Genomic DNA, 12620 nt, shown 5'->3' with positions numbered 1-12620 from the left:
CGACGGTCAAGTTCACTCACCGTGCTGCGGATGGAGATGCCATATCGTCACCGCATGCTCATATAGATGGCCGCAGCACTCTCCAGCCTCCGGGTAACCGTTGCCTTTCGATCCCCACGCGGTTCTTCCGACCGGTCTCTCCGTTGTTCAGCTTCTCCCAACCGCAGACCGCATTGTTCTTGTCGTCAAGCCGACGGCAAGGGAGTCCATCTGCCCGTTGTGCGGCCACATGTCCGCTCGCGTTCACAGCACCTATGTGCGCAGGCTCGCCGATCTGCCCTGGCAGGGCAAACGTGCGGAACTCCAGGTTTTTGCACGTCGGTTCCGCTGTTCGGTCACCACGTGCCGGCGCCGCATCTTCACCGAGCGCCTGCCCGAGGTTGCTCGGCCCAAGGCCCGACGCACGCCCCGTCTGGCCCAGGCGCAACGGGAGGTCGGGCTGGCTCTGGGCGGCGAGCCCGGATCGCGCCTGGCGGGTCGCCTCGCCATGCCGGTCAGCGGCGACACGCTTCTGCGCCTGATCCGCGCCGCCCCGATCGCGGCGTATCCGCCGCCGCGCGTGGTCGGCGTGGATGAGTGGGCCTGGCGCCGCGGTCTGCGTTACGGCACGATCCTCGTCGATCTGGAACACAACCGGGTGCTGGACCTGCTGCCGGACCGCCAAGCGGACAGCGTGGCCGCGTGGCTGCGCCGGCACCCCGGTGTTGAGATCGTCGCCCGGGATCGGGCCGGCGTCTTCGCCGACGGGATCCGCCAGGGCGCTCCGCAGGCGAAGCAGGTTTGTGACCGCTGGCATCTGTTGCGCAACCTTGGCGACGCCCTGCGCACGGTGGCCAATCGGCATCGCCGTGCGATCCGCCACGCCGCCCGCGGCATCGCCGGGGCGGTCGAGAGGGCCGCACCGCCGGACGAATTGGCCGTTTCCGGGACCAAACTGGAGCGGACCCGGCAAGCCAACCGGCACCACCGCGAGGAGCGCTTCGCGGAAATCCGGCGTCTGCGCGACCAAGGGGTGCCGCCCAAGCTGATCGCTCCGGTACTGGGGATGAGCCGCCGTTCCGTCGAACGCTGGCTCGCCGCCGATGGCGCCCCGGAACATGCACGTCCCCGTGGGCCAACGGTGCTCGACGGCTTTCGGGCGTACCTGGAGCGCCGCTGGCGGGAGGGGTGCCACAACGCCGTCCAGCTTCATCGGGAACTGAAGGAGCAAGGCTGCACCGCCAGTGTCCAGACCGTCGGGCGGTGGGCTTACGGACAGCGCACCCGCGACCCGGCCCGTGAGCCCGTCGTCGCGGCCGTCATGGAAGCGACGATCACCGCCGCCTGGAAACCGCCCTCGGGTCGGCGGTGTGCGTGGCTGCTGACCCAGGCGGCCGAGCACCTCACGCCAGAGGAGAGCGCCTTCGTGGCCGGTCTGGCCACCACCGCCCTGGATCTCGTGCAGGCGGCGGACTTGGCCAAGGCCTTCACGGGCTTGCTCCAGGAGCGCCGGGCCGATGGGTTCGACGCCTGGATCGCCGCCGCGCGCGACAGCACGTTGCGCGGCTTTGCGAACGGCTTGATGCGGGACGAAGCGGCGGTTCGCGCCGCCTTCACCGAATCGTGGAGTACCAGCCCGGTCGAAGGGCAGATCAACCGGCTGAAAGGGCTGAAGCGGCAAATGTACGGCCGAGCGAAGCACGACCTGCTGCGAAGCCGAGTGTTGGCCGCCGCATAAAGTTGTTGCCCGAGAAGCGAAGCTACCGGCGGCTGTCTTGCACCAGAAATGCGGAAGAACCCTTCGATGGCGGCCGTCTCACCTCCGACGTCGGCGTCCTGCTGCTGGCCGAGATCGATCGGCGGCTTGGCGTCTGCGAGCGTCTGGCGCGCTGCATCGAGGACCCGCGCGCTCCCGAGCGCGTCCAGCACACGCTGGCGGAGATGATCCGCTTCCGCGCCTTGCTGATCGCCGCCGGCTACCCGGATGCCAACGACTGCGACGCCCTGCGCAGCGACCCCGCTTTCAAGATGGCGGTCGGCCGACTTCCCGAGAGCGGAGGCGACCTTTGCTCGCAGCCGACCCTGGAGAACCTGCCCAGCCCGGTGGCGCTCAAGCGCATGATGGCGGCCATGGTGGACCTGTTCTGCGACAGCTTCGCCACGGTGCCGCGACGCATCGTGCTGGACATCGACGACACCGAGGACCGCGTCCACGGCGCCCAGCAGTTGTCCCTCTTCCACGCCTATTACGACGGGCGCTGCTTCCTGCCGATGCACATCATCGCCCGGATCGAGGCGTCGGCCCAGGGCACCGACACGCGCTTCATCGTCACCAACCTGACCGGCACGCCCAAGGCGCTGTACGAGACAATCTACTGCGCCCGTGGCGCAGATGGAGAACCTCATCAAGGCCCACAAGCTGCACCTCGCTTCCGATCGGACCTCCTGCAGCAAGGCGACGGCGAACCAGTTCCGGTTGCTCATCCACACCGCCGCCTGCTGGCTGCTGCACACCTTGCGCAGCTTGGCGCTGAAGGCGTCGTTCCCCAGTTCGACACGCTGCGCCTCGGCCTCATCAAGGTGGCGGCACGGGTCACCGAGATGGTGACGCGCGTCAAGGTGTCTCTGCCGAGCAGCTTCTCCTACCAGGAGAGCCTGACGGGGCTGGCCGCCCGTACCGTCAAGCTGCCGCCGTGAATGCCGGGGCGACGTGCCCCCGAACGAACCTGACCCCGCAACCCTCCAGCCCCGTCATCCCGCGCCCTTGGCGCCACCCATCGACACGCCTTCGGGCTGACGTTCCAAAACACTGATGAATGATCCGGGCTAGAGCAGGTCCTCGATCCGGATCGGCAGATGCCGGATTCTCTTCCCGGTCGCGTTGTGGACGGCGTTGACGATGGCCGCCGCCGCGCCGACCATGGCCACTTCGCCGAGCCCTTTGACGCCCGACAGGTTGAGCCGGCTGTCCGGCTCGTCGATGAAGTCGACGTCGATGGCGCCGATGTCGGCGTTGACCGGCACGACATAGTCGGCAAGGTCGTTGTTGAGAACGCCGCCGAACCGGGGATCGCATTCGGCGGCCTCGCGCAGGGCGGCGCCGATGCCCCAGACCACGCCGCCCCGGACCTGGCTTTCCGCGGTGCGGCGGTTCATCACCCGTCCGCAATCGGCGACGCTGACGACCCGTCGGACCCGCACGCGACCCGTCGACGGCTCGACATGGACTTCGGCGAAATGCGCGATCCAGCTGAAGGCCAGGAAGTTGGGGTATTCGGGCCCGGTCGGCACCGGCATGCCCCGGCGCAGCTGCTCGATCGCCTGCCGGTCCTTGCCGAGCGGCACGGTGTCGACCGACACCTCCAGATAAGGGCGCCGGGTCCGGGCAAGCTGGACATGAACGGGCTCGTCCGACAACGCCGCTCCGGTCAATCGGGCCAGCTCCTCGCGCAGCTTCAGGGCGGCGGCCCGCGCCGCCGGGGCGGCACTCCCCGCACCCCAGGAGCCCGCGGTGAGGTGCTGGGGGGCGTAACTGGTGTCTCCGATCCGGATGTCGAGCTTATCGGGGTCGACGCCGAGGACGTCGATCAACTCGGCGGCGATGACGCTGCGTATCCCCTGTCCCATCTCGTGACCGGACGTCGCGATCCGGCATTGGCCGCCGGCGGAGAGCCGAAGCGTGGTGACGGAGGGCGTCATCGCCGCCTTGTAGCTGCCGCAGGCGACGCCGAGGCCGATGCGGTCGCCGTTTCCGGCGACCAGGGCGCCCGGCTGGTTCGTCCATCGCTCCCAGCCGAACCGCGCGGCCCCGCGCCTCAGGCAGTCCGCAAGATGGCGGGACGAGAAGGGTTTGCCGGTGATCGGGTCACGCTGGGTGTCGTTGGCGAGGCGCAGCGCGACGGGATCCATGCCGAGCGCCCCGGCGAGTTCGTCGAGCGCGCATTCGGTGGCGTGGCTGGCCGGATGCTCGTGCGGGGCGCGCTGGTGCCCGGGGGTCTGGGTGTCGACCCGGACGATGCGCTCGCTTCCCCGCCACGCGCCATACCCGTACATGCGCGGCGGAGTGGCGCCGTGATCGCTGCCGAAGCCGTCATACCGGCTGTTCTGCTGCACCGTTTCATAAATGCCGGCGAGCAGACGGCCGTCACCGTCCGCGGCGAGCCGGACGCGATGCCGGCTTTGCGGGCGGTAGGACGCCGTGTGGAACAGCTGGCCCCGCGGCATGACGAGCTTGACCGGGCGGCGCAGGAGCAGGGCGGCGCTCGCCACCAGCACGCTCTGTTCCTGAACGCCGTTCTTCTGGCCGAACCCTCCGCCCGTGTAGGGGCTCACGCCGCGCAGCGCCTGCGGCTCCATCCCCATCATGCCGGCCAGACCGCCGGCAAAGGCCGCGGCGGACTGCGTTCCCTCGTAAATCCGCAACGTGCCGTCCTCGAAGGCGGCGGTGGTCGAGATCAGCTCGATGGGATTGTGATGCTGCTGGGGATGCCGATACTCCACGTCGACAACGTGCGCGGCGTTGGCGAAGGCGGCCTCGGCATCGCCGGGCGCGAGCTGGCCGGCGGCTTCCGGCTCGGGGCTCGCAAGGTCATCGTCCATCCGCGCGCTGAAGGGTTCCCCGGCGTAGCGCACCGTCACGGCTTCGGCGCCTTCGACCGCCGCCTCCAGCGTCTCGGCGACCACCAGGGCGACCGGTTCACCCCGGTGGCGGACCTGTGGGGCGGTCATGGGCTGGTAGCCCTTTCCCGGCCGCCCATAGGCGCCGCGGGCTGCGGGCGTCGTCCGGATCTGCGAAAAATCATCATGGGTGAAGACACGCACGACGCCCGGAACCTGCAGGGCCGCCGCCGTGTCGATGGACAGGATCCGCCCCTTGGCGATCGTCGCGGGCACGGTCATCGCGTGAAGCAGCCCGGGAAAGGGCTGGTCGGCGGCGTACAGGGCACGGCCGAGCACCTTCTCATGGGCGTCGATCCTGGGACGGTCCACGTTGCGGTTCGGCGTCATTGGCTCTTGCTCCCGGCGTTGATGATGGCGTCGGCAAGGGTCCGCGCGCCGAGTTCGATCTTGAAGGCGTTGTGGCGGCCGGCCCGGGCCTCGGCGAACGCCGCCCTGGCGGCCTCCAGCGCCCGCTCCCGATCCAGGGTTTCACCGCGCAGGAGAGCCTCGGCGGGACGCGCGCGCCAGGGCACGGTGGCCACCCCGCCGAGCGCCACATGCGCCTGCCGCACGCGATCGCCGTCCATCTCCAGCGCCACCGCGGCGGACACCAGCGCGAAAGCGTAGGATTCGCGGTCGCGCACCTTCAGATAGGTGGAAGTCCGACCGGCGGCGGTCTTCGGCACCGAAATGCCGGTGACGATCTCCTCGCAGCCGATGGTGAATTCGAGGTGAGGCGTCCGGCTGGGCGGCCGGTAGAGTTCGGAGATCGGGATCACCCGCGTTCCGTCGAGCCCCTGCAGCTCAATCGCGGCATCCATCGCCATCAGCGCGACGGGCCAGTCCCCAGGCGACACGGCGTTGCACGCCGCGCTCGCCCCCAGCACGGCCTGGGACCGGTCCAGCCCGCCGACGGCGGCGCAGCCGGAGCCCGGTTCCCGCTTGTTGCACGGGTAGGCGCCGTTCGCGCCGTTCCGGAAATAGGGGCAGCGCGTCCGCTGCAGCAGGTTGCCGCCGACGGTCGCCATGTTGCGCAGCTGCTGGGAGGCCGCCTTCGACAGGCTCTCCGCCAGCACCGGATAATCGTCGCGCACGACCGGGTGCTCGGCGACGTCCGCCATCAGCGCAGCACCACCGAAAAACAGCCGGTCGCCGTCGGTGTCGATGCGGTTGGCGCCATCGAGGTCGGCGATGTCGATCAGATGCGCCGGCTTCTCGATGCCGAGCTTCATCAGGTCGTAGAGATTGGTGCCGCCGGCGATGTAGCGGGCGCTTTCGCCGGCCGCGACGAAGGCCTCGATCGCCTCACGGGCCGTTCGGACCTGAACGTAGGACAAGGGCTTCATGGCTCAGCTCCTCTCGATCTGGGGAGCGGCCTGTTCGATCGCCGCGACGATGCCGACATAGGCGCCGCAGCGGCAGATGTTTCCGCTCATGTATTCCTTGATCTGCTCCGGCGTCGACGCGTGTCCCTCCTTGACGCAGGCGATCGCGGCCATGATCTGGCCGGGCGTGCAGTATCCGCATTGCAGGGCGTCGTGATCGATGAAGGCCTGCTGCATGGGATGAAGACCGTTCGCCCCGGCGATGCCTTCGATGGTGGTCACGTCGCGGCCATCGGCCTTGGCGGCCATGGTCAGGCAGGAGGCGACCCGGCGGCCGTCCAGATGGACCGTGCAGGCGCCGCATTGACCGTGGTCGCAGCCCTTCTTCGCGCCGACGAGGCCCAGCCGCTCGCGCAGCAGGTCCAGCAGGGACGCCCGGGCATCGATGTCCAACGCCATCGGGCGGCCGTTGACGCGGAAGGACACATGGAGCGTCATGCCGTTCTCCGGTGAGGGTTGCGGACCGGCGTGCTGGGCGAGCCCGGCGGCGGGCAGCATCGTTCCCGTCAACGTGACGATGGTCCCGGCCTCCAGAACCTGCCGGCGGGTGAGGTCGAAAGGTTGCCTGTCTTGCGGGTCCGGCATCGGAACTCCCTTGATGATTGCACCATGTTGGCCGCCGGCCGTGGGTCGGACGGGCGCCTTGGGATCGCAGGTCATTGAGAGTGGTTCGCGAGGGCCGATAGAATAAGGCGTCTCATCCTGATCAGGCTGGTAAGCTGTTCTGTGCAATCAGATGAGGCTGGCGATGCGGGCCATGCCGACGGGTGCTCACGAGACAATTCAGGCGGCGCAACTCAGGCGCCGAGCATCTTCGAGCTTGCGGGTTTGCTGGACACGGGAATGGCTGCGAACTCCGCCCCTCTCTCACATCCATGGTATCTTCATGTCGACGGTTCGCTGGCGCGCGCTCTCGGCTTCCGATCCACCGCAAGAACCGTCTACCAGGCCCATCAGGAAGGGCTGATGTGGCACACAGCACCGCATGGCGGCGTGGCTCACCCCGAATGGCCTCCGGAAAGCCCGGTGGAAACGGCGGTAGCACCTGATGGAATGACCACTGCGGCTTCGGGGTCGCGCTGCGGACTGGCCGCCTGTAGCTGGCGATTTCTTCTGAACGGGTCCCCGTTTCGGTTCTCGCGCACTTTGGGTGGATCAGGCTGATGACGCTGGAACCGGTGACCTGCTCCCCAAGTTTCCTCCGCTCAGAGTGGGAGTCCTCTCATGTGATGCCCTGACCGGGCGTTGATGGCAACCGGGGCATGCCCCAGCCCCGCTTTCGGCGACATCCGCGTGGCGACCTCGATCGGTGTGGCGGCGCCGAGGCCGGAATGCGGTCGGCCGTGGTTGTCATCGCTGTGCCACGCCGCCAGGACGGCACGGGCATGGACGAGCGAGGTGAACAGCGTCTCGTTGAGGCACTCGTCGCGCCGTTGTCCGATACGCACACCGCCGGCCAATTATTTTGCAGCGAGATCCTTGAGCACCGCGTTGTCGAGCATCGCCTCCGCCAGCAGACGCTTCAGGCGGGCGTTCTCGTCCTCCAGCGTCTTCAGCCGCTTGGCTTCCGACACCTCCAGACCGCCCTACTTCGCCTTCCACCGGAAGAACGTCGCCTCGCTGATCCCGTGCTTGCGGCAGACCTCCGCCGGCAGACCTCCGCCGTTGGCCTGCCAGCTTCCTGCTCGCGCAGGATTCCAATGATCTGTTCCTCGCTGAACCGGCTCTTCTTCATGTCCGTCTCCTTGCTCGACGGACTCTAACTCAGGGTGGAGGAGTTTCAGGGGAGCAGGTCAAGGAACGCTGCGCCCTCATTTTTCCACCTCCAGCACGGTCAGCGTCTTGGCCTCGCCCGAACGCGTGTACCAGCAGATCGAGTGCCCTTCGGCGACACCGATGAGCGCGGCGCCGATCGGTGTCAGGACAGACACCTTTCCTGCGGCCAAATCGGCCTCCGAGGGATAGACGAGGGTAACGGTCCGAACCCGTCCGGTCGCCTCGTTGCGAAAGGTGACATGCGCGTTCATCGCAACCACGGTCGGCATGACCTCGCCTGACCGTACCACCATCGCTCGCTCGAGTTCCGCGCCCAGATAGTCGGAGACATCAGGTTCCGATGCTGCGGAAGCGGCGGCAAGACCGAGCAGGCGGACGTAGTCGTCGGATGACAGCGTGACAGCCGGAAACAGGTCGGGAGAAGGCATGGTTCTATCCTTTCACACGTGGGCCCGGAAATTTGATGGCGAGGCGGGAGACATCCCCACCCGCCAGGGACCGTGTCACGCGGCGGGCGGCGAGGTGTCATCGCCGCCGTTCTGCGGGCGAGGCTGGGAAGCGGCCGGCCGCTGCGGCCTTTGTTTGAACGGCACGACCTGCGATGTGCGGGTTTCGGCTTCAGCAGGGCGGTTCGGCGGCGTCACGTCACGCTCCGTCATCATCGGATCACCTCCAAAGTTGACGTCCAAGGTCGCGATGGCGGCCTCGACGGCGGTCAGCAGGAACAAGCCAGGGGGATTGCCCGCATGAAACGCGGGTCCTCCCCAGCTGCGGCGATGTCGGGAATGTGGAGCCCCGGTTCTGGACCGTGGCGCTGCCTAGCGGTCCAGATCCGGGGCGGACGTGCCTGAATGCACGCAACCAGCGCGCAAAAGAGGACGGTTCTGGAGAGCGACGATCATCATGGCAGCTCCAATCATGGCCGATGCCGGGCCCGGTAGCAAGCTGGTGTTGCCGGGCTTCTCCGTTCGCGTTGGCGCTCCACAGGACGGAGCACCCTCCCCGACTGGAACCGAGGTCCGCATCCGTGCCGTCGGCGCCAATCGTCCTGGGCGCCCAGACGTCGGTAAGACGAACCTGACCGAGGCAGCGGACTAGTCGACTGCCCGGGGAACAGAGACCACATCATTCACACATGCCGGAACAGTCGGGATTGGAACATCAAGCATCGCCTTTTCCGTCGGCGTGAGATGCCGGACCGAGCCCTTTGCGAGATCGCCCAACCGCACTCCGCCCACATTGACGCGCACGAGGCGGAGCACGTTTGCCCCGACAGCGCCGAGCAGGCGCCGGATCTGGCGGTTCTTGCCTTCACTGAGGACAACTTCGAGCCATGCATTGCGTGCGCCGGCACGGAGCAGGCTTGCCGACTTCGCGACAAGGCGTTCGCCATCAAGCACCATGCCCGCCTGCACGCGTTCCAGCATGCCTTCGTCCGGCAGGCGGTCGATCTGGACGTGATAGGTCTTTTCGACGTCCGATGCGGGATTCAAGACGCGTTGCGCCCAGCGGGTGTCGTTGGTGAGGAGCAGAAGGCCCTCGCTCGCCTTGTCGAGACGCCCCACAGGCGCAACAAATGGGAGATCGAGCCCCTCAAGGCAATCGTAGACCGTCGCCCGCTCCTGCGGATCATCCCGGGTCGTGACAAGGCCCCGCGGCTTGTTGAGCGCCAAGTAGACCTTACGCTCGGCCACGACCAGCGCGCCATCGACGGCGATGCGGGCGCGGCCGGGATCGACGCGGGCCGTCGCGGCGCGGATAACCCGACCGTCGACGCGCACGCGCCCCTCGGCTATCAAAGCCTCGGCTTGCGTGCGGGAACAGAATCCGAGTTTTGACAGGGCGCGAGGCAGGCTGACGACGGCGCCATCTGGACGCCTCAATCCACCCACTCCCCACGATGGGGGTGGCCTTTTCATGATGGTGTCGTCCTTGCCTCAATCATGGAGAACAGCGTAATGCCATAGGCTCCGGCACGCCGGCGCCAAGCCGCGGATGATCGGCGGGATCAGAGAATCTGATTTCCAGCGCCCTCTGTGCCGTCGAGCTGAGAAACCGCCTCAACCTTGAGGCGACGCCACGTCCCCATGCGGTTCTTCCAACCGATGCTTTGACCGGCGCGAAGCCCGATCAGAGCTGCACCCACCGGCGTCATGACGGACAGCCGTTGGTGCGAGACATCCTCCCCCATAGGCCACACCAGTGTAACGCTGTGCCGTTGCTCGGTATCGCAATCCACGAACGTGACGTGCGAACCGATGGTGACGGTTGACGGCGGCAAAGCCTCATCAGACACCACGCGGGCACGCTCCAATTCGCGTTCCAGATATTCCGCCACCTCCGGCATCCGGTCGCCAGCGGCAAAGGCAAGTTCGGACAGCCGCTCGTGAACGCTGTTGGCCAAAGTGATGGTCGGCAGCCGGCTGGGCCGCGGCGGTGTGCTCATAATTCGATCCTGCAAGGGGAAAGAGAAAGCGGCTCAGGCTGGCAGAACGCGCTCGACCGACAGCCAGCGCATGGTTGCGTCGGCATCGCTGTAGGGCATGCGGGCTCCCTCCCGGAGGCCGGGCAAGGCCACGCCCAAAGGTGATGCAAGGCTGATCTGGCCTTCTATGGCCGACTGGTCCGGGTGCACCGGTTTGCCCCGTTCGCACGGCATGTCGTCGTCGCGGAGAAACAGCACTCGGCTGCCCATGCCCACGATGGTCCGGGGCAGATCGCCTTCCCGACGGACGATCGCGCGATCCAGTTCCCGGGATAGGAGCGCCGATACATCCGGAGCCTGTACGGCCAGCCGACCCATTGCCCTCAGCAGACGGCCATAGTCCGTACGTCCGATCCAGATCAGCGGTCGGTCAGCTCCCTCGGTCATTGGTGCGTCCTCGGATGAACGGCGACTGCGATGCAGGCCGGGACGAATTCTCACCCACGCACATCGTCCGCCGCCATCCGTATCATTACGGAACCTGTTCCACGGCTCGCTTTCCAAAAAATTTCTTGTGTAAGATCAAATAGTTAATTGCTATCCGAATTAATACGGATATTTTGATCCGAGCACTTCCTGAGCAGAAAAGGCCGGTGGTGACCGTGGTGATCGACTCCACGGGGCTGAAGGTGTTCGGCAAGGGTGATTGTCAATTGAAAAAGCACGGCGGCACGACGCGCCGAAGTTGGAGAAAACTTCATCTGGCGGTCAACCCCACTATGGGGGAGGTTCTCACCTCGGAGTTGACGAGCAACGAGGGGGTGACGCCTCTCTGGTCACCTCGTTGCTCGACCAGATCAAGCCCCCGACCAGCGCGGACTTGGCGGACTGCGCCTACGATGGCGAGCCCGTTTATCGACCCATTGCCGAGCGTGCCCCAGACGCCGAGGTGATCATCCCGCCGGGCGCGACCGCGGTGCCGAGGGACACGGCCGGGGGCGCCCCCCAGCCAACACGATCGCCACATCCAGATGATCAACCGGCGTGGTCGGCTCGGCTGGCAGACGGCGGTCCAGTACGGTCGCCGCTCCTTGGCCGAGGTGACGATGCTCCGGTACAAGGTTGTGATCGGACGCAGCCTGTGCGCTTGAGCTCTCCCCACCCAAGCCGCGCAAACTGCGTGTCGGTCAGCCAGAAAAAGTCTCGGTCCAACAAAGGTCTCCTTTCGGAAACCTTGAATTACGACCGCCCATCCTTGGAAACCCCTTTTATGAGTTCCAGCCTTAGAACGGATTGCCGGCCATCTGAATCGGGGATTCCCCAGGATGGGCCGTTGTGATTCACGGTTCGGACTGGTTGGAGGAGACCGGTCTGGATGGCGAAAGCACTGTCGGTCGATCTTCGTCGGCGCGTGGTGGAGGCGGTTGCGGCTGGAGCCTCTTGTCGGGCAGCCGCGGCACGCTTCGAAGTCGGGGTTTCCTCAGCGATCCGCTGGGTTGCCCATGCACGGACGCGCGGCGACGTGACTCCGGACAAGCGTGGTGGCAATGTCCGCTCACATCGGATCGACGAGCACCGGGACCTCATTCTGGGCTGGATCGAAGAGAAGTCCGACCTGACCTTGGCGGAGGTGGCCGCGCGTCTGGACGCAGCGGTGGGGTATCGGCCGCTGCCCAGCAGCGTGCACCGGTTCTTCCAGCGTCACGGCGTAACGCGGAAAAAAAAGACGGCGCACGCTGCCGAACAGGATCGAGCGGACATAGCCGCCAGCCGCCAGGCTTGGTTCGACGCCCAGCCAGGCCTGGACCCGGAGCGCCTGGTGTTCATCGATGAATGCGGCACCTCCACCAAGATGGCCCGGATGTATGGCCGCGCGTTACGAGGAGGACGCTGCCGTGCTGCGGTTCCCCATGGGCACTGGAAGACGACGACCTTCGTCGGCGCCCTTCGGTTGTCCGGGATCACCGCCCCGATGACGCTCGACGGCGCCATGGGCGGCGCGGCCTTCCTCGCTTATGTCGAGCGGATCCTGGGGCCGACGTTGAGCCACGGAGACGTCGTCGTGATGGACAACTTGCCCGCCCACAAGCTTCCGGCCGTCCGGGCGGCAATCGAGCGGACAGGCGCCGTTCTGAAACTCCTGCCGCCCTACAGCCCCGACTTCAACCCCGTCGAGATGGCATTCTCGAAGATCAAGGCGAACCTCAGGAAAGCCGCCGCAAGGACGCTCCCAGAACTGTCGGATGCCATCCGCGATGCAATCGACAGCGTGACGCCAACCGACAGTCGAGCCTTCTTCACCGCTGCCGGCTACGAACCAGAATGATCGGAATCTGCTCTAGGGCCGACCGCGACCAGAGCCATGTTGCAAATGGGACAGCGGCTTCGGAGCCGGC

At 66.7% G+C, this 12620-nt stretch carries 11 protein-coding genes and 3 pseudogenes; 4 read left to right on the top strand and 10 right to left on the bottom strand.

All coding sequences use genetic code 11. The features are described 5' to 3' along the window. Nucleotides 1–100 precede the first annotated feature (100 nt). Nucleotides 101–1717 carry an ISL3 family transposase gene (locus tag ACWPXE_RS25070; protein WP_454020010.1) on the top strand — a complete coding sequence of 539 codons (1617 nt, stop codon included), beginning with the start codon at nt 101–103 and terminating at the stop codon, nt 1715–1717. 62 nt (nt 1718–1779) lie between these two features. Beyond that, a pseudogene (locus ACWPXE_RS25065) lies at nt 1780–2250 on the top strand (transposase); the annotation flags it as partial. Nucleotides 2251–2805: 555 nt separating this feature from the next. On the opposite strand, the gene ACWPXE_RS25060 reads toward ACWPXE_RS25065, so the two are convergent. The 10 genes and pseudogenes from ACWPXE_RS25060 to ACWPXE_RS25015 all read right to left on the bottom strand — a co-directional run bounded on the left by ACWPXE_RS25060 (nt 2806) and on the right by ACWPXE_RS25015 (nt 10671). Further along, complete coding sequence (locus tag ACWPXE_RS25060; protein ID WP_454020009.1) at nt 2806–4986, bottom strand: xanthine dehydrogenase family protein molybdopterin-binding subunit; 2181 nt, start codon at nt 4984–4986, stop codon at nt 2806–2808. Next, nucleotides 4983–5984 (bottom strand): FAD binding domain-containing protein, encoded by a 1002-nt coding sequence (locus ACWPXE_RS25055; protein WP_454020008.1) that lies wholly within the window; start codon nt 5982–5984, stop codon nt 4983–4985. The genes ACWPXE_RS25060 and ACWPXE_RS25055 overlap by 4 nt, the downstream gene beginning before the upstream one ends. Before the next feature lie 3 nt (nt 5985–5987). Continuing rightward, nucleotides 5988–6608: a (2Fe-2S)-binding protein gene (locus ACWPXE_RS25050; RefSeq protein ID WP_454020007.1), complete on the bottom strand. Its 621-nt coding sequence runs from the start codon at nt 6606–6608 to the stop codon at nt 5988–5990. Nucleotides 6609–7228: 620 nt separating this feature from the next. Beyond that, nucleotides 7229–7471: an integrase core domain-containing protein gene (locus tag ACWPXE_RS25045; protein ID WP_454020006.1), complete on the bottom strand. Its 243-nt coding sequence runs from the start codon at nt 7469–7471 to the stop codon at nt 7229–7231. A gap of 15 nt (nt 7472–7486) precedes the next feature. After that, nucleotides 7487–7758: pseudogene (locus tag ACWPXE_RS25040) on the bottom strand (transposase); the annotation flags it as partial. A 76-nt stretch (nt 7759–7834) separates the two neighbouring features. After that, entirely contained in the window at nt 7835–8227 is a 393-nt protein-coding gene (gene rnk, locus ACWPXE_RS25035) for a nucleoside diphosphate kinase regulator (RefSeq protein ID WP_454020005.1), read from the bottom strand. A gap of 75 nt (nt 8228–8302) precedes the next feature. After that, a complete protein-coding gene (locus ACWPXE_RS25030) occupies nt 8303–8527 on the bottom strand; it encodes a hypothetical protein (RefSeq protein ID WP_454020004.1) in 225 nt (74 codons plus the stop codon). A gap of 366 nt (nt 8528–8893) precedes the next feature. Beyond that, complete coding sequence (locus tag ACWPXE_RS25025) at nt 8894–9718, bottom strand: pseudouridine synthase (RefSeq protein ID WP_454020003.1); 825 nt, start codon at nt 9716–9718, stop codon at nt 8894–8896. Between the two features lie 89 nt (nt 9719–9807). Beyond that, nucleotides 9808–10245 carry a nucleoside diphosphate kinase regulator gene (gene rnk / locus ACWPXE_RS25020; RefSeq protein ID WP_454020002.1) on the bottom strand — a complete coding sequence of 146 codons (438 nt, stop codon included), beginning with the start codon at nt 10243–10245 and terminating at the stop codon, nt 9808–9810. A 33-nt stretch (nt 10246–10278) separates the two neighbouring features. After that, the gene (locus ACWPXE_RS25015; protein WP_454020001.1) at nt 10279–10671 is read right to left on the bottom strand and encodes a GreA/GreB family elongation factor; all 393 of its coding nucleotides are present in this window, start codon (nt 10669–10671) and stop codon (nt 10279–10281) included. A 209-nt stretch (nt 10672–10880) separates the two neighbouring features. On the opposite strand from ACWPXE_RS25015, the pseudogene ACWPXE_RS25010 reads away from it, so the two are divergent. After that, nucleotides 10881–11372, top strand: a pseudogene (locus ACWPXE_RS25010) (transposase); the annotation flags it as partial. A 227-nt stretch (nt 11373–11599) separates the two neighbouring features. Continuing rightward, nucleotides 11600–12550, top strand: coding sequence for an IS630 family transposase (locus tag ACWPXE_RS25005; RefSeq protein ID WP_454020000.1), 951 nt, complete (start codon nt 11600–11602; stop codon nt 12548–12550). The last annotated feature ends 70 nt before the right edge of the window (nt 12551–12620 follow it).

Source organism: Azospirillum sp. Marseille-Q6669 (genome assembly GCF_965111635.1).
The sequence above is the reverse complement of the archived record's forward strand: the minus strand, read 5'-3'. Positions and strand labels throughout refer to the sequence as shown.